This window comes from Micromonospora sp. WMMD964 (assembly GCF_029581455.1).
Classification (GTDB): domain Bacteria; phylum Actinomycetota; class Actinomycetes; order Mycobacteriales; family Micromonosporaceae; genus Micromonospora.
This window is the reverse complement of the sequence record NZ_CP120860.1, coordinates 3,678,488-3,695,056: the sequence shown is the minus strand read 5'-3', so window position 1 is coordinate 3,695,056 and position 16,569 is coordinate 3,678,488. Positions and strand designations below refer to the sequence as shown.

14 protein-coding genes and 1 pseudogene are annotated in these 16,569 nt (G+C 68.3%); 9 read left to right on the top strand and 6 right to left on the bottom strand.

The window, feature by feature from the left end:
- Positions 1-14 precede the first annotated feature (14 nt).
- Both O7616_RS17050 and O7616_RS17045 read left to right on the top strand, forming a co-directional pair.
- Positions 15-173: pseudogene (locus O7616_RS17050) on the top strand (site-specific integrase); the annotation flags it as partial.
- Positions 174-429: 256 nt separating this feature from the next.
- Positions 430-1,731, top strand: a complete 1,302-nt coding sequence (locus O7616_RS17045) for a helix-turn-helix domain-containing protein (protein ID WP_282302875.1) — start codon at positions 430-432, stop codon at positions 1,729-1,731.
- A 78-nt stretch (positions 1,732-1,809) separates the two neighbouring features.
- Here O7616_RS17045 and O7616_RS17040 read toward each other — a convergent pair whose 3' ends face one another.
- The gene (locus O7616_RS17040; RefSeq protein WP_282302874.1) at positions 1,810-2,259 is read right to left on the bottom strand and encodes a hypothetical protein; all 450 of its coding nucleotides are present in this window, start codon (positions 2,257-2,259) and stop codon (positions 1,810-1,812) included.
- Between the two features lie 346 nt (positions 2,260-2,605).
- Complete coding sequence (locus tag O7616_RS17035; RefSeq protein ID WP_282302873.1) at positions 2,606-3,016, bottom strand: hypothetical protein; 411 nt, start codon at positions 3,014-3,016, stop codon at positions 2,606-2,608.
- A 591-nt stretch (positions 3,017-3,607) separates the two neighbouring features.
- On the opposite strand from O7616_RS17035, the gene O7616_RS17030 reads away from it, so the two are divergent.
- The 4 genes from O7616_RS17030 (at position 3,608) to O7616_RS17015 (ending at position 8,006) form a co-directional block, all read left to right on the top strand.
- Positions 3,608-5,290 carry a hypothetical protein gene (locus O7616_RS17030; protein ID WP_282302872.1) on the top strand — a complete coding sequence of 561 codons (1,683 nt, stop codon included), beginning with the start codon at positions 3,608-3,610 and terminating at the stop codon, positions 5,288-5,290.
- A complete protein-coding gene (locus O7616_RS17025) occupies positions 5,290-5,463 on the top strand; it encodes a hypothetical protein (RefSeq protein WP_282302871.1) in 174 nt (57 codons plus the stop codon). The genes O7616_RS17030 and O7616_RS17025 overlap by 1 nt, the downstream gene beginning before the upstream one ends.
- A 190-nt stretch (positions 5,464-5,653) precedes the next feature.
- Positions 5,654-5,971 (top strand): hypothetical protein, encoded by a 318-nt coding sequence (locus tag O7616_RS17020; protein WP_282302870.1) that lies wholly within the window; start codon positions 5,654-5,656, stop codon positions 5,969-5,971.
- Between the two features lie 4 nt (positions 5,972-5,975).
- On the top strand, positions 5,976-8,006 hold the full coding sequence (locus tag O7616_RS17015) for a hypothetical protein (RefSeq protein WP_282302869.1): 2,031 nt from the start codon (positions 5,976-5,978) through the stop codon (positions 8,004-8,006).
- Between the two features lie 162 nt (positions 8,007-8,168).
- Here the strand turns inward: O7616_RS17015 and O7616_RS17010 are convergent, their stop codons facing one another.
- Positions 8,169-8,834 carry a DUF998 domain-containing protein gene (locus O7616_RS17010; RefSeq protein ID WP_282302868.1) on the bottom strand — a complete coding sequence of 222 codons (666 nt, stop codon included), beginning with the start codon at positions 8,832-8,834 and terminating at the stop codon, positions 8,169-8,171.
- 138 nt (positions 8,835-8,972) lie between these two features.
- Here O7616_RS17010 and O7616_RS17005 point away from each other — a divergent pair, with 138 nt between their 5' ends.
- Both O7616_RS17005 and O7616_RS17000 read left to right on the top strand, forming a co-directional pair.
- Entirely contained in the window at positions 8,973-10,172 is a 1,200-nt protein-coding gene (locus O7616_RS17005) for a histidine kinase (RefSeq protein ID WP_282302867.1), read from the top strand.
- Entirely contained in the window at positions 10,136-10,798 is a 663-nt protein-coding gene (locus tag O7616_RS17000; RefSeq protein WP_282302866.1) for a response regulator transcription factor, read from the top strand. The genes O7616_RS17005 and O7616_RS17000 overlap by 37 nt, the downstream gene beginning before the upstream one ends.
- A gap of 458 nt (positions 10,799-11,256) precedes the next feature.
- Here the strand turns inward: O7616_RS17000 and O7616_RS16995 are convergent, their stop codons facing one another.
- Positions 11,257-12,423: a PucR family transcriptional regulator gene (locus tag O7616_RS16995; protein WP_282302865.1), complete on the bottom strand. Its 1,167-nt coding sequence runs from the start codon at positions 12,421-12,423 to the stop codon at positions 11,257-11,259.
- 315 nt (positions 12,424-12,738) lie between these two features.
- Between O7616_RS16995 and O7616_RS16990 the strand changes: the two genes are divergently transcribed.
- The gene (locus O7616_RS16990; protein WP_238670810.1) at positions 12,739-13,143 is read left to right on the top strand and encodes a hypothetical protein; all 405 of its coding nucleotides are present in this window, start codon (positions 12,739-12,741) and stop codon (positions 13,141-13,143) included.
- Positions 13,144-13,538: 395 nt separating this feature from the next.
- Here the strand turns inward: O7616_RS16990 and O7616_RS16985 are convergent, their stop codons facing one another.
- Together O7616_RS16985 and O7616_RS16980 are read right to left on the bottom strand one after the other, a co-directional pair.
- Positions 13,539-13,934, bottom strand: a complete 396-nt coding sequence (locus O7616_RS16985) for a hypothetical protein (RefSeq protein ID WP_282302864.1) — start codon at positions 13,932-13,934, stop codon at positions 13,539-13,541.
- Positions 13,935-13,966: 32 nt separating this feature from the next.
- Complete coding sequence (locus tag O7616_RS16980; RefSeq protein ID WP_282302863.1) at positions 13,967-15,976, bottom strand: hypothetical protein; 2,010 nt, start codon at positions 15,974-15,976, stop codon at positions 13,967-13,969.
- Positions 15,977-16,569 lie beyond the last annotated feature (593 nt).

The following is a 16,569-nucleotide window of genomic DNA, read 5'->3' as shown; positions in this document are numbered from 1 at the left end:
CAGCTTGAACTTCCCGTACCGCAAACGGGTTCGCCGCCTATGTCCGGGTCACCAAACCCGACGGTAAACGGGACCGCGAGTACGTCTCCGGCAAGACCCGCGACGAGGTGCACGACAAGTGGGTGAAGCCGCACCAGCAAGCCGCTGGGCCGGTCGCCACCAACGTCCCGACCTTCGACGACTTCGACCTGAACGCCACAGAGGCCGATGCGATCAGCTCGCTGGAGCGGGACCTGCGTGTCGGGCCGCCGGGCGACGTTCACCGGCTGAGCGCGCACCGCCGCCCCACGCCACCCCCGCACACTGGTAGCCGTCCTCTGCCGATCGAGGGATTCAATATAATTCCCTACTTTGGATGACTTACCAGGAAACACGAGCCCTGTGCTGCGGCACCCCCGCTCCAGGGCGCTAACAGGACAAGGGAGCGGCATGGCTCGGCACGAGCGGCCCGTAGATCCGACGGCTGGACCGTTGTCGTCCTTCGCCCATGAGCTACGAAAATTACGTGTCGAAGCGGGCAACCCCACCTACCGGCGGCTGGCCGAGATCGCCGGCTACAGCGCCTCGACCCTCTCCGCCGCTGCCAGCGGAATCCGGCAACCCAGCCTCGACGTGTTGCTCGCGTACGTCGGGGCCTGCGGCGGGGACACCGCCCAGTGGAGGCGGCGTTGGCTCGAACTGGACGAGGAACTGCGGCCCGCCAGTTCGGTCAGCGCACCAGCCGACCCGGCGAGGGCGGAGACACCCGAACCGACGCCGGTCGCACCGACCGCCACGCCCCTCGCAGAGTCACCATCCACTGTGATCGCCGGGGATCCATCGGCCCCGGCTACGGGTGAGCCGACCGGCACCAGCGGCGCGCCCGGACCGACCCATGACCGGCCCGCGAGCCCTCTGCGACACCGGAAACTTCGACTTCGACTGGCGCTGGCGGCGGTGGCGGTGGCCGGTGTCGCCGGTACGGCCGCCGTGGTGCCGATGACCCAGCCGTGGTGGGCGGCCGAGGGGGCGACGGCCGCCGCTGGCACGACGACCACCACCGCCTGCCCGGCGACCGCCACGGACGCCGCCTTCACCGCCGTCACGTACGGCGGTGGCGCGCATGTCCGGAGCGAGCCCCGCCGCGACCAGGGCATCCTCTACACCATTCCGCCCGGCTGCGTCGTCGGGCTCACCGGCTACTGCCTGGGTGAGCGGATCACCGACTCGACCTCCCAGACCCCCGACATCCGCTGGTTCACCCTGGCCGACGGTGGGCTGATCGCCTCCGCGGTGGTGCACGGCAACCCGCCCACCGGCCTGGAACCGTCCCGCTGCCGGGGCGACCGACCCGGGCCGGCCACGATCGCCCTCGCGATCGCCCCCGATGTGACCGGCCCGGGTGGGTGGCGGCTGAGCGCGACCGGCACGCACGTGGAGATCGTCGGCTTTGCCGCCTACTACGCGGACGACCCCGCGCTGGCGGCGGAGCGCCGCTGGCACCAGATCGGAATGACCGGTATTGCCGCCCCGCCGTTCGACCTCGTCTGGAAGCTCGACCGCCTGTCCGTGCAACCCGGATCCACCGCCGAGATCCCGGTGGTCGCGGTCGCGTGTCTCGGCGGCGGCGCGCCGACCGACGTACTCGACGTGCGGGTGGCCCGCCCCGACGGCTCCAGCACCGCCGGGGCCCTGCCGCTCGCCGCCGACCAGCGGCTCGCGGCCCGCCGTACCGCCTGCCTCTACCCCTGATGAGGGTGTACGCGGACGGCCACCACCGGTGGCCGGCGGGACGGATCCCACCGGGCCACCGGTCAGGCGTCACCGACCTCAACAGCCCTGGCGACCGGAGCGGATCCAGTAGGTGGTGCCGGCCCAGTCCATCTCGCCGTACGCGTCGACGCAGTTGTTCGCCGTGCCGGTCACTCCGCGCGGCCCGGCGTAGTACAGGTAGTCGGCGTTGTCCTTGGTGGACACCGCGGTGGGAGTGCACGGGCCGGTGCCGGAGGTCTCCGCGCACCGGGCGATCTGCACGGAGGTCCGCGCCGATGAGCCGTACGCCGCGCCGCGGTGGTACATGCAGGCGCTGTTCGTACCGCCGTTGGTGCTGTTGTAGTAGATGACCAGCTCGACCACGGGCTTGCTCGGCGGGTACGCGTAGCTGTAGGTGACCGTGCCCGAGCAGGCCACCGCTGCCTGCGACGGGGCCGCCGTGACGACCAGCACCGTGCCGAAGGTCAGCAACGCCAGCAGCGCTCCGAACGCCTTGCGCAGCATCATGACTTCCACTCCTCCGGGACGGGGTTGGTTGAGAGCCGTCCCGCCGTCCACTTCTACGGAACAGCGAAGTTGATCGCCGCTGGTGGTGGCGTCGATCAATCAACCTCGCACAACGCCGAACAACCACGTACCGCGTCGCCGCGCCGGGCCGAACGAACGGGTCGCGCCGGGGAAGGCGGCGGTCAGGCGCGGCTCCCGGTGACGGTGGCCTCGTACGACGTGGCGGTCCTGTCGTAGCCGGTGGCGACGCTGCGGCACTGCTGGCTGTCCTGCGGTACGCGCCTCTCGGGTCATTGATCTCCTGCTCACCGTGGCGCGGTGCTTCGCGGCCGTGGAGCAGGCCCGGTCACTCCGGCCGGCTGGGCAGCGGAATACCGGTGCTTTCGCCGGTTCTCAGGAACCAGAGCACCTGATCGGGTTCTGGCATGGGCAACGGGTCACCGAACGAGTGGACCTCCAGCTCCGCGAGCTGCCCGCTGGCAAGGAAAAGCAAGATGCCTCCGAACCACTGCCCTTCCTGATCGGGAAACTGCCCTTCTACGCGTACCGGAGTCTGCGCCGGTGAGGCGGGAAGGTTGTCGCCTTGGGGAAAGAGGTGGATGGTCCCGCATCCACACCCGCATCCCGGGCGGGCCATGACGTCACGCGCTTGCACCCGGAGCTCCTCAGCACCTACGAAGTCCTGGCGGAGAAGTGCTTCCAGGACACCGGCCTCGTTCGTGCTCAGGTGTCGTAGTGGTGGATCTGGCTCTGTCACGGCAGAAGCTTAAGCGCGGTTGGCCGAAGCGCCTTGGAGCCCATCTCTGTCGAAGATCCCCGCCGGGGGCATCGGTTCGTGTCCTTGGCGCAACCTTCAACCGGCCGGCTCGCCGAGCACCGGCGATGTGGTCGGTGGTTCTGCGCTACGGCCCGTCGTGAGTGTCGGTCGTTGGTGCGTACCCGGCGGTGGTAAGCAGGCACCGCATCCCGGCCGCTGGCAGGCTGTCTGATCAGCTGCAGCAACCCCTGGCGTGTCCTGTTTCGACAGCGGCGAGATGCGCCGCTGCCCCGATCGCGACTCCTGCGTGACAAGACGCCTTTGATAATCCGCGCAAGGCCGGCCACCTGGAAGGCATTGATCGCGGTCTTGACTCCATACGCCGCCCTACTCATGATTTACTGCGGCGGTCCAACAGTGAGGGTCAATGTCATGACGCAGGTAGAGCCACCGGCAGGAGGCCCCACATCAGCCGCCACTCTCAGCGAGCCTGGACCAAGTGGCCGACTCGCGCGTGCCAGGTCAGGCACGAGGGACTGGCTGAACCGTGGGGCCCATCGGCGGGAACTGAGCATCGCGAGCCTCGGTTCAGTGCTCCTCGCGGTCGCGATGATCTGGCTGATTCCGCCGTACGCGGTTCGCGTGATGACGGACGGCGCCACGACTGCGCCGATCGCTGACCCGGCCCACACCATCGTCGGTGACGCGGGGGACCCGACGGCCCAGGCATGGCTGGTGGGATGGGGTGGCCACGCTCTCACCCACGGCCTGCGTGGCCTGTGGGAGACCAACGCCTTCTATCCCGACGAGTACGGCCTGGCCCTGAACGACAGCCTGCTCGGCTATGCCCCGGCAGGGCTGATAGGCAGCGGTGTAGTCGGCGCCGTGCTGCGCTACAACATCCTGTTCGTGCTGGCTTTCGCGCTCGCCTTCTTCGGCGGCTACGCGCTCCTACGCCAACTTGGCGCGAACAAGGTCGCCGCCGCGGTAGCCGGGGCTGCCCTCGCCTATGCGCCCTGGCGCTACGGCCACGACGGCCATTTGAATATTCTCTCCACCGGTGGTATCACTCTGGCCCTGGCGATGCTGGCACGCGGCCACGGATTCTCGTTCACCCGCGGCTACCGTGCCGAGCGAGTCCGGCCGGGATGGGCGTTCGCCGGCTGGCTCGTCGCGGCCTGGCAGGTCAGCCTAGGCTTCGGCGTGGGGCTGGGATTCGTATACGTCCTCGCCGCCCTCTGCCTGATCACACTGACAGCCTGGCTGATCCACCGCCCACGCCTCAGCCCCCGGCTGATCGTCGGTGATCTGATCGGCGGGCTGGTCTTCACCGCGGTGACCGGATACTTCGCGTACGCGTACCAACAAGTCCGCGAGCTCAACCCACATGTCACCCGGGACTGGGACTACGTCGCCTTTTTCTCCCCGACACTGCGCGGACTTCTCGTGGCTCCGCAGTCCTCGCTGCCCTGGGGCACCCTGCACAACGACGCCCGCATCGCTCTTGGTGGCGCACCCACTGAGAAGGTGCTGCTGTGCGGGTACGCACTGTATCTACTGGCCTTCGCCGGCCTCTTCCTGTCCCGCTGGTCACTGGTGCAACGGCTTCTGCTGCTGTCTGGGGCGGTCGTCGGAGTGTTGTTCGCGCTGGGCACGAACGGGCCGATCTACCGCCTGCTCTATCACTACGTGCCCGGGTTCGATGGATCCCGTACCCCAGGGCGGTTGATCTTGTGGCCCACCATCTGCCTGGCCATCCTCGCGGCCGGCCTGGTTACCCACCTGGCCGACGTGGCTCGCAGGGGCGCCGAGCCGAAATGGTCGGTGGGAGAGGCACGGCTACTGACCGTTCCGTTGCTGGTCCTCGTGCTGGCTGAGGGCCTGCCTAACCTGGCCCACCCCCAAACCCCGGCCAAGCCGGCCGCGATGGCGCTAGCCGCCGCGCACGCTCCGACCATGGTGTTGCCGTCCAACGACGGCATCGACCTCCACGTCCTACTGTGGTCGACCGACGGTTTTCCCACCATGGTCAACGGTGCGGCCAGCTACACCACACCCAACCGTCAGGCGATCCGCGACGTCATGACGACCTTCCCCAGCCAGCAGGCCCTGGATCGGTTGCACCAGCTCGGCATCCGCAGCGTCGTCCTGCTGCGCGACCGGGTTTACGGCACCCCATACGAACCACTGCTCAACACCCCCGACCTACCCGGCATCACCCGCCACGACGTCGGGCCAGACGTGGTTTACACCATCGACGCCACCACGAAGTGATGGTGGGGGTGTCCTCGCCGTGGTGCTTCGGCCTGGCCGACATCCAGGACGAAGACCCGATCCGTATCACCGGGACCCGGTGGGCGATCGAGGAGTGCATCCAGACCGCCAAGACCAAGGTCGGCCCGGACCACCATCAGGTACGTCGACACGACGCTGACACCGCCACATAACGCCTGTTCACGTCAGAGGCGCTTGCCCGTTCCTCGGCTACTGGCGCGTGGCTGGCACGCCGCCACCATCCGCGGAAACCAGAGACATCACGTCGGGCTCGTCCGCACCGGTCCGACCTCTCCCTGGGTTGTCAATGCCCGGCGAGGTCATCCGTTCGACCCTGCTGCGCGTCGATGTACACTTCCCCCCATGGCGACCAGGCTTGATCGGCTGACGCCGCTGGGCTCTGCGCTTTCGGGTCTGGGTGGATCGCTGACCGTTGGCTACTTGATCTACTGCCTACAGGAATCGTCGCGCTCCTTCTGGCGCTGGCCGGGAATTCTTGGTTTGGTGATCCTCTCTGTCGGCGTCCTCGCACTGATCGCTGGCTTCCTCGCTCCCAAGTCTGATGCGGGCGAGACACGGACCCAGGTCCGGCAGAAGCAGAGGGGTGGCCGCCGGTCCACCAACTATCAGGCTGGCGGAAACATCTCGGTCGGACAGGTCAGCAAGCAAGAGAAGAAGTAACGCCGTGGAGGCGAATCAGGACCTGCGCGGCGGAATGGGATCGACCAACTATCAGGCGGTCGGGGACATTCGCGTAGGCCTTGATGCAGAAGAAGCCGGCAGACTCATCGAGCACGTCGCCGATGCCCTCAGGCCGCGACCGCCGGGATCGCCCGCTCCGCTACTGGGATGGGTACGCATCACACCGCAGTTTCTAGCCAACCGCAAGCCACGGGCGGACCTTGCGGATTACTTCGACGGCCTAGCGCCGGACTGGAAGGACGTCTGCCACCCCAAGCTCCGTCCTCGTCCTGCGGTGACAAAGGTCGTCCACGCGTTCCGAACCAACGATCTCGAAGACCGGAGCATCCTGCTCCGCATCGCTGGAGCTACCGGCGACGGCAAGTCCACGGTCCTTCTGCAGGCCGTTGCGCTGCTGGCCCAAGAGAATCGCTTCGACGCGATCTACTGGCGGAGCACGGCGGATGGCCGACTCGGTGCGGATGCCCTGGCCTCCATGCGCGCATCGCAACGGACAATTCTCATCGCCTCCGATGACGCCGAGGCGCTCCTCATGGATATCGACAGATTTGCTTTTGCCAAGCTGCATGAAGAGGATGTTTTCATTCACTTCCTGTTGGCTAGTCGCGATGTGGACTGGAACGGGGAACGCGATCGGCTCGGCTGGAAATTCAGCACGGCTGACCGGTGGGCACCGTCCTTCCGGGTGCTGCCACCCATCCAGCTGGGGGGAGTTGCGCCAGCCGACGCCCGCGTCGTCGCGGAAAATTGGATCAATTGCTCATCGAGCCGACCGGCGAGGCTCGCCAGCAACAACATAGGAAAGATCGCGGAGGGCATGCTCGACGCAAGCCGTGCCTCCGAGGGGCGGCAGGCATTTATGGGCGCCCTGCTGTCCATGCGTTTCGACTCGGAGCGCCTACGGCCGCGTCTGCTATCGCTGCTGTCCAGGTTGGCAACGGTTCGTCCGGGCGACCCGGGTATCTCCCTGGCGGAATTCCTGGTCGTTCTCGCCACCGTGGACGTCAGCGGCATCGAGGGCATGCCGCGCGATATCGCTGCGCGTCTTCTCGACATCCCAGAATCGGAGCTGCGGCCGTCGGTCGAGGTTCCGATGAAGCGGGAATTCTCTCTAGGAGCCTCCTCGCGAGCATTCTTCGCCCGGCATCCCAGCATCTCGAAGGCGATGCTGGAGTTGGCCCTCAGCGACGAGTCGGATTTGCGGGTCGAGTCGAGTCTCGAAAAGTTCATCGGCGACGTACGGGAAGCCGGTGAACAAAGCGGTTTCCGACCCGGATTCGGCCAGCTGATCGACCTGGGGCGGCGCTTGATGAACAGCGGCCTCCCGCGCGAGCTAGTCGCGCCGCTCGCGCTCCACCTATGCCGTATTGCCTGCACCGTGGAACCCCGGGAGCTAAGCAACTTCATCGCGCTGTCCCAAGCGCTTCGTGAGCTAGGCCGACCCCAGGCGGCCATAACAGAGGTTTGGGAGGGCCAAGCGACTCGGCTGGACGACCGCAGCGTGTGGGGCGACTACGCCAACCATGTGCGCGGTGCCTGGACCGAGCTATCCACCACACTCGGGACATCCGGGAACCAGTGGCCGTCGTACTGGGCGGCGCAGGTCTCCATTTCGGATCGCCCGGCCAGCGGAATAGACTCTCGAAACGTGCCGATCGCGCTGAATCAACTGGCCCTGAACGCAAAGCTGGTCTGCGAGCAGGGTGCGGAGCGGCGGGACTACCTCGATCTGCTGGTCGAGGTGGAGGCACTGACCAGCGCTCCTGGTTCGGCCTTATTCGACGGCAAGCGTTATCCGACGCGTTACCTTCAGCAGCTTGGCATCGCGCCGCGTCCGTACGGCGGTACGGACGCGTTGCTCGCGGCGATTCGGCGGGCAGCGGAGGGCCTGAGGGCATCTCAGCCGTCTCTACCCTGGTGTGACCGCCTCGCCAGCCCCAAGGATGATTCCTTCGATACGCTGATAGAACATTTGGCCCGCCGAGTCGGGCGAAGCGGTGTCGCGCTGCCCTGATCGAGAGCAGCCAAGAAGATCTGTAGGCGCTCCCACGTCAGCGGATCTCTGAGGCGGGGTCCGAAGCGGAGCCCCGAGGTCATAGTGGTCCCGGCCGCCCCCAGCGCGGCAGGCCGGCCCGGCCGGCGGCGGGAGCGCTCAGCTGATCGTGTCGAGTTGCGCTCAGTCTCCGCGTCGGAACGTGCGAGTGATCACGTGCTGCTGATCTGCTGCCTCACTCGGGTGAGTGGGCGTTGTGCGACGGAGGTGCAGGGCGAAGGCGGTGATCCAGGTCCAGCCGAGTCCGATGGTGAGGCGCTGGTACAGGCCGCGGTATTCGGAGACGGCCAGACCCTGGATGAGTAGAAGCATGGTCACGCCGGCTATTGCGCTGGTCATCGCCCAGATCCAGGAACGACGCCGTGCAGAGTGAAGCGCCCAGGTGAAGGTCAGGAGCGGCAGGGATAGGAACACAACGCTGCCGGCGGCGTTGTGAACTGTGCCGTGCCAGGTGTGCCGGGCCTGCCCGGCGACGTCGGTGATGAACAGCCCGGAGGCGATGAGGGCAACACCGAACAGCCCAGTGAGGGCCGCCGCGATCCAGGCGGCCGAGCGGGGGCGCAGGGCGCGGCGTATACCGATGGCGAATGCCACGAACAGTGAACCGCATACGAGGAAGTTAGTGATCTGGATCCATCCGGTCGACCCGAGTGCCAATTCGCTGGCGGCTTGGCGAATCGGGCGGTATTCGGGCTGTAGCGCGCCGCCAACGAGGATCACGATGACGAACAGAGGCCCGGCGGCGGCGCCGCACGCGAGGAGCCGCCGGGTGGTGACGTTTTCCTTCATGGCTCCATTGGGCGTGCGGGACCGGATTTGTGGTAGCGGCCGCCGTCGGTCGATGTGGCGACGATGGTGGCGGTTCGGAACCTACTTTCGTCGGTATGGGCAGGACGGGGTGCTTGGTCCCGGCCTACCGTTGTCGCCGTGGTGGGAGCCATCTGGAGTTGGACGCAGCCTGTCGTGGAGCGGGATGATTCGCCGAGGCGGCGGGTAGTCGACGCTGTAGTGGCGGCGGCCGCGTTGCTCGCCGGTCTGGTGTTGTCGGCCGGGCCGGCCGGCGACCTGCGGGGCGGCTACGGCCTCGCACCGGTGGTCTTCGCGGCGACGGCCGGCGCGCTGTGGTGGCGCCGGAGCGCACCGGTAACGGTGGCCTGGCTTGCTTTCGCCGGCAGCGCCGTCCTGGCCGCCGTCGAGACCCTCGACCCGGGCGACTCGATCCGGCCGGGCGAGAACACGATCATGTTCCTCACTCCAGCCGCCCCGTTCGCGGCCTACGCGGTCGCGGTCTACGCCGCTCGTCGCGTGTCGGGCTGGGCGGCGGTGGTCGCCCTCGCGGTTGCGGCCACGGCACCGTTGCCACCGCCCTGGGCGCGGCTACGCTCCGGTCTGGTGCTGCTCGGTGTGCCGGTCCTTCTCGGCCTCTACCTGGCAGCGCGTCGCCGCATGGTCAACATGCTGCGCGAGCGGGCCCGGTGGGCCGAGGCTGATCGGTACGCCGCAGCCGAGCGGGCCGCCGCAGGTGAACGTGACCGGCTCACCGCCGAGATGCACGATGTGGTGACGCATCAGGTCACCCTCATCGTGCTGGAGGCCGGGGCGCTCGGGCTGACCGCAGCCGATGAGGCGACTCGGGTGGCCGCCGAGCGGATCCGAGAGGCCGGTTGCGCGGCACTCGACGACCTTCGCGACCTGGTCCGGGTCCTTCCTGAGCAGCCGCCAGCCCGGGAGCCGGCGCCGGTACTGCTGCCCGATTGGCGACCACTGGTAGGCCCGGCGGCTCTGGAGGTGACGGGTACCCCGGTGCCGGTGTCCCCAGCGGTCGGGCAGGCGGTGGTCCGGGTCGTCCAGGAAGCGCTGACCAACGTGAGGAAACACGCGCCGGGTGCCCGTGTAGAGGTGGTGGTGCAGTACGAGGGCGTCGGCGTCCGAGTCCTTGTCCGCAACGGCGTAGTTCGGTCGGCGGCGGACGCGCGGCTGGCCGCTTCCGGGTCGGGAACCGGGCTGCACGGGTTGCGGCGTCGGGTCGAGTTGCTCGGCGGCACGTTCATGGCCGGGCCCGAGCCGGGCGGCGGTTTCACGCTGCGGGCGTGGCTGCCGGGCGTACACCACGACGGGTCGTCATGATCCGGGTGGTGGTGGCCGATGACGATCCGCTGGTCGGCGCTCACCTGCGGACAATCCTGGCGAGCGCCGGCGACATCGAGGTGGTCGACACCGTGGCAGACGGGGCTGCGGCGGTCGAGGCCGCCATCCGGCACCGTCCGGACCTGGTCCTGATGGACCTGCGCATGCCGGGCGTCAACGGACTGGTCGCCACCGATCAGATCGCCGCCCTGAACCCGGCCCCGGTCGTGGTGGTGCTGACTACGTTCACGGCCGATCGGTATGTGGCTGCCGCGCTGCGCGCCGGAGCCAGCGGGTACGTGCTCAAAACCACGCCGCCGCGCGAGTTCGCCGACCTCATCCGCACCGCAGCCGCCGGCCACACGATCCTGCCGCCCGGTGCGGCCCGGGTCCTGCTGCCCGCCGCCCCGTCGGTGACCCTGCCGAACGGCCTGTCCGAACGGGACCGGGAGATCTTGACCGGCCTGGGCCAAGGCCTGACCAACGCCCAATTGGCGGCCCGACTGCACCTCACCGAAGCCACCATCAAGGGCTACGTCTCGCGGGTCCTCACCCGACTCGGCTGCACCAACCGGACCGAGGCGGCCCTCCTCGCCCAGCGCGCCGGACTCGTCAAGTACGGATAGCCCGAGCCCAGCGGCACGTGGGATACGCTGGTTAACCGCATTATCGAGTGCGCGCTCATGCCGCGATCCGCGTTGCCGTGAACGGGCTCGTCAGGTCGTCAGGTCTGTACCGCGGCGCGCCACAGACGAGACGCCCGGTAGCGAAGCCGCTGGGAGAGTGCCCGAGATTCCTTCGAAAGCCGCCACCGGCCCGGATCTTGCTCAGCTTCGGTCTGCTCGTCCGGCCGCAGGCGGTGTGTTGCGACATCCAGCCGGTCACGGAGTCGTGTACGCCTCGAGCGCCTTCATCGTGTCGGCCAGGTCGATGTCGAGCGAACTGCAGCTCAGCCGGCGTAACCCGATTCTCGAGCCCCACAGACCCGTCCGGCGTGATCAGCTCGCGACAGGTTTCGATGGGTTTCGGTAACAAGCTGAGCTACATCAGCATGAAGAACATGGAGCTCACCCCGGCTGCCGATCTAGCCGGCGAGGATTCGGGCGACGGCGGTGCTCAGCACGCGTACGCCGCGGGTCGAGCCCGCCTCCAGCCCGGTCAGGTCGCGCACCCGGGTCAGCCGGTAGTCGAGCGTGCGCGGGTGGATGCACAGCGCGGCCGCGGTGTCGAGCCGGTTCATGTCGTGTTGGTAGTAGGCGTCCAGCGTGGCGACCAGGTCGGGGCCGGCGTCGAGTTGCGCCGCCACCACCTGGAGCCACTGCCCGACCTCCGCCAGCCGGGCGGCGCCCAGCTCGGCGAAGACGTCGGTGACCGTGTACGCGTGGCGCGGCACGGCCCGCACCGGTGCGACCTCGCTGACCTGCCGGGCCAGCGCCACGGCGTCGCCGAACGCGCGCACCCGCCCAGGCGCGGTGCCGGCCGCGCACGGCCGGCCGGTCATCGAGGCCACGTCGCGGGCCAGCGCGAGCCCGCGCTCGACCGCCGGCTGCCGGCCGCCCGGCGAGCTGGGGATCAGCGCGACCACCTCGTGCGGCTCCGGCCAGCTCAGCGGCATCCAGTGCGTCTTCAGCAGCGCGCCGGCGAACTCGTCCCGCGCCGCCTGGTCCGGCCCGGGCGACCCGCCGGCCACCCGGACCACCGTCGCGACGACGTGGTCGGGGACCGGCATGTGCAGGCCGCGCGCCAGGTCGGTCGCGCTGTCGTCGCCGGCCAGCAGCATCACCGTCAGCAGCCGCACCTGGGCGACGGTCGCCAGCGTGCGCCGCTGCCCCTCGATCCAGCCCCGGGTGTACGCGCCCTGAGCGGCCAGTCCCGCGGGAGCCAGCCAGGCGAGCGTGTGCATCGTCGCGGCGATGTCGTTCGGGCCGGCCGCCTCGTACACCTCGCGCAGCGTCAGCCGGGTGTGCACGAGCAGCACCTGCCGCTGCGCGGTGAGGGTGAGTCCCTTCTCGCCGCGCTGGCGGCCCATCGCGGCCATCAGGTCCAGATCCTGCACGGGGAACGGCGCGCTGTCCGCCGCGAGGTCGACCGTGCGCTGACGGAGGAAGACCGCGAAATCGAGCATCTCCGACCGCACCCGCGGCACGGCCGCGAGGTTGCGGTATTCCAGCAGCTCCTCCTGGTAGGCGTCCACCGCCCGGCGGGCGTTGTCGGCCACTCGCTGCCGCCAGAGGCTGAACAGACCGCCCATACCGGTCGACGGTAATCGATGCGTTCCGACCACGCCGCCCGGTTGACGCGGACCGGACAGCCTTGCGGACATTCACAAGAACCGGGGTACGCCGGCGACCAGGTTCTCGCCCTGTCACGAAGACCCGGCCACCGGCACCCTGGAACGCTTCGCCATGGACGTCGGACGACGGCCCGGCCGGGTCGGGCGCGACCAGGTACGCGCCCCGGCATCCGCAGATCGCACAGCACTCGAGAGGTGGTTCTGGTTATGACATGGCGTAGTCGACCCTCCGCCGGAGCACGATCCGGCATTCTCCGCGCATCCAGTCTGCTGTTGGCCGCGACGGCGATGCTCGCCGCGTTCATGGCCGCACCGTCCGCGGCGGTCGCGGCACCCGCGCCGAGCGGCGACGCGGCTGTCGCCGCCATCGGAGCCGAGCGGGCATCGGCGAGCTCCGCCGGCACGTTGAGCGTCACGACGTCGACGGCGGCCGCCGCCTCACCGGCGAAGGGCGGCGGTTTCTCGGTGATGTCGGGCTCCTGCCCGTACGCCGGGCAGTACATCGACCCGTGGCTCATCGTGTTCCAGGGCTGCACCCTCACCGGCCAGCCGACGACCGCGGTCAGCGCCCGGTGCTCCAACGGGGCCACCCTGGGCCCCGTGCACGTGCCGCCCGGCGTCTACGACATCTATGTCGACTGCTACCCGGCGTTCTTCAGCTCGCTCACGTTCATCTGATCGGCCCACCCGGCACGGATCCCGTCGCGGGATCCGTGCCGGCGGTGCCGGTCTCAGGGCAGCGCGTCCAGGTGCGGCCCGACCGTGTTGGCGAAGCGGTCAACGCGGGTTAAGCCTTGTCGAAGCCTTCCCGCCCGCCTGCGTATCAGCCTGCCGGAATGGGCCCCGAGCTTCTGCCCGGGACCCATTCCGGCACGAGAGCGAGCTGGGCCACACGCGCCTCATCGAGCCGGTCCCGTGCACGCTCCTAGCCGATAAGAGGGCGTCGCGACCGCTGTTGCACCGATGCGAGTTCGCCGAGAAGTGGCCCGTGAGCGCCGGCCTGGCCGCGCAGGTCTTGCATGGCGACCGCACTTCTCGGCGATGTGCGCTGGCAGACGCTGATTGCCGGCGGGCTACAGGTTGTTGATACGGGCCAGGAGGTCTGCCTCGGTCAGGTTCTCCAGGGCCGCGTCCTGCTTGCGGCCCAGGACCGCCAGCAGCTTCTCCTTCTCCAGCTTCTTGGCCGCCGCCGCCTTCGCCGCCTGGTCCTCCGCGAGGCGAACGGCGATGACGTGCTTGACGACCTCCAGCTTGGCCTCCAGCGTTGCCTTCGCCGGATTGGCCTCGGTGGTCACGAACGACTCGGTGTCGACGGCCTTGAGTTCGGCGTTGACCGCCTTGGCCACATCATCGAGGCTGAAGCCGGACTTGGCGGTCAGCGGCAGCTCCCACAACTGTTCCGTGGTCAGCAGTCCCTTGGCCGACGGATAGCGGAACTTCTCCCGGGTGGCCCTCTCGAAAATGGTCACGGGTAGCCTCTCTGAGATATCTGGGCAGGGAATCAGAACTGGATGCTGACGAGGCGGCGTCGGCCTCCGGCCATGGTCACCTTGGCGACCACAGAGCTGCGGACCGTGGAGCTGAAGCCGAGGCCGGAGAGCTGATCGGGAGACGGCTCGCACTTGGTGCGGTCGCCGAGAACCTCGAACACCTTGCGGTGCGGTTGCAGATCGCTGCGGAGGAACTCGTTGTAGATCCCCCGCGTCGGCTGGTCGTTCACGCACCCCTTGAGGATGAAGAAGTAGTGCCGGTTGCCGACCTCGTTGTCGTCGAAGTAGTTCGGCGAGTACATGATTGTGGACACCGGGACGAACTGTTCGGTGGTGATGCCCCACAGCTCCTTGCTCGCACTGCCCGACTGCACGTCCTTACCCGGCCGGAAAGCGGTGATCGCCCCGCCGGCCACCGTCATCCGGCCCACCTCGACGGTCTCCTTGTGGCCGACCGCGCGCTCGTGGCTGTAGTGCTCGATCTTCCCGTTGCTCTCGGTCTCGACCACGAAGCCGACCTGGGTGCTGTCCCGCTTGCGGTACTGGTTCACCTCGATCCGGTACTCACCGTCGGGGACACGGTCGGTCCAGGTGACGTTCTCCACCGGCTCGCGGGAGAGCGGCGCGCTGGCGTTCATGTCGACGTCCAGCTTGTTGCGCTTCTCCTGGTACCAGATGTGGTCACCGTTGGGTTCGTACACGTGCAGGTCCAGGTCGTCGTGGTTGAACCAGGACAGGCTCACCCGCAGCTTGCCGGTGACGTTGCCGCCGGCCCGCTTGACCCGCTCCCTGATCGAGTCGGTGACGTTGCCGCCGTACGACCAGCCGAAGTCGTTGTCCCACCTGAACAACCTCGGAGCATCCGGATGCTGGCCGGTGGTGAGGCTGACGAGGTGCGGCTCGTAGGTGTTGGCGACCCACAGATCGATGGTGGCGGCGCCGGGCAGGACGTCCTTCATGAAGGAGACCACGGGAATCTCCTCCGGCTTGGCGTCGCGAAGGAGCGCGCCTGACGACCGTGTGGTGGCCGCCTGCATGAGCAGCCCTTCGATACCGTCCTTCATCTGCACCTTGGCGTCGTTGTCGACCCACAGCACGTTGGTGACCGACACGTCGGAGAGCCGGGCGAACCTCCGCTGCAACGACTCCTCGATGCCCAGCTCGGCAATGGTCCTCATGGCGGCCTTGACCATGCCCGGGGTGATCAACGCCGTGGGGCGCTGGTAGGTCTGTGGCGCCACCTTCGCCTCGAACGACCGGACCGCCCGCTCCAGCTCGACGCCTGAGGAGAGATCCTGGACGAGGGTGCCGATCACCGTGTTGCGGAACCGGGCCGCCGGGTTCATGGCGTTGGCGAAGACGAAGGCACGTCTGTCGGTCGCCTGGGTCCACCGGTTCTGCAGCGAGCGGAACTCGGTCACCGTCCGGCGATGCTCCGCGCCGCGGTAGAGGGCGTTGTCGTCGATGAGGTCGACGACGGTGTCCAGAGCATGCCCGGTCAGCTCGGCCAGGCCACGCTGGAACACCTGTACCGCGGCGTGAAAATCGCCCTGTGCCGCTCCGACGTCCTCGGTGCGATGCCGCTCCTCCACCCGGCCGTGCAGGTGCTGCCACACCTCCACCTGCCCATCGCGCAGCGTCCGGGTGGTCTTCGTCCCGTACTGCGCCTGACCGGACCGGAAGATGGTGGACAACGGCAGCGAAAGAACGAACTCGTCCAGAGCGGCGGCGACGACGGAGAAGACCGGGTCGGATGCCGACACCCCGGACCAGACGGTACGGACCCGGCCGTCGTGGATCTCGACGACGGTACCGAAGTGCTTGATGAAACCGCGGCAGGTCGAGCAGTCGTACTCGGATCGCTTACGGAACCGAGGATTGGTGCCGGCGGGAAAGGAATCGAGAAAGGTGAGCCAGAGTGAGTCCCGGTCAAGACCGTCGCCGACGGTGTACAGCTCACGCTTGGACATTGTGGACAGGCGCGACGTCACATCCGTCACGAACTGCTGGAAATCTCCCACCGCCTCATTCCCCCTTGATCGCCGGAGATCCTACGCAGCGGACACCGATCGGAGGAACGCGTTTCCGGCTGTCCGCGCAGTCACAGACGGGCCCCGGTGGCCGGAGGTCAGTCGACCGGAGCGCTGCACGGCGGCGGTGGGATGCCGAACCGGCGGTCACCAGGTTCCGCCAGTCGGCCGGTGGCGCCGTCGAGTACATCCCGGTTCACGCTGTGGTTGCCTTCCCAGGCACCGACAGGCCTGGGTGGTCGAACAACTTCTCAGGCACGCCAGGCTCGCACGAGTGACCGTGTGAACGCGCGCTCGATCAGGTGCTCGCCCATGCCGCTGTTCGCGCGTTGGCCCCGCCCGGCGCAGCGAGGGGGCAGCCATCCACCGTTGACGGGCTAGCCGTCGGCGGCCCGAGCACCGACGACCACCGTCGCCGCACCGAACAGCATCGCCACCGCTGACGGTAACGCGAGTTCCAGCGTACTGAACCCTGCCCGGCGGCTGGGCTGTCGGTGCCCGCACGGACCGGGTGGACGTCGACGCGTTGCTCATCCGGCCCGACGGCTGTGTCGCCTGGGCCTTGCCAACCGGGCAGGACCTCA

Excerpts from the sequence above, each read along its gene's own strand:
- O7616_RS17040 (WP_282302874.1), bottom strand. The coding sequence starts at position 2,259 with ATGATGCTGCGCAAGGCGTTCGGAGCGCTGCTGGCGTTGCTGACCTTC.
- O7616_RS17010 (WP_282302868.1), bottom strand. The coding sequence starts at position 8,834 with ATGAAGGAAAACGTCACCACCCGGCGGCTCCTCGCGTGCGGCGCCGCC.
- O7616_RS17025 (WP_282302871.1), top strand. The coding sequence starts at position 5,290 with ATGGTGGGGGTGTCCTCGCCGTGGTGCTTCGGCCTGGCCGACATCCAG.
- O7616_RS16995 (WP_282302865.1), bottom strand. The coding sequence starts at position 12,423 with ATGGGCGGTCTGTTCAGCCTCTGGCGGCAGCGAGTGGCCGACAACGCC.
- O7616_RS17045 (WP_282302875.1), top strand. The coding sequence starts at position 430 with ATGGCTCGGCACGAGCGGCCCGTAGATCCGACGGCTGGACCGTTGTCG.
- O7616_RS17020 (WP_282302870.1), top strand. The coding sequence starts at position 5,654 with ATGGCGACCAGGCTTGATCGGCTGACGCCGCTGGGCTCTGCGCTTTCG.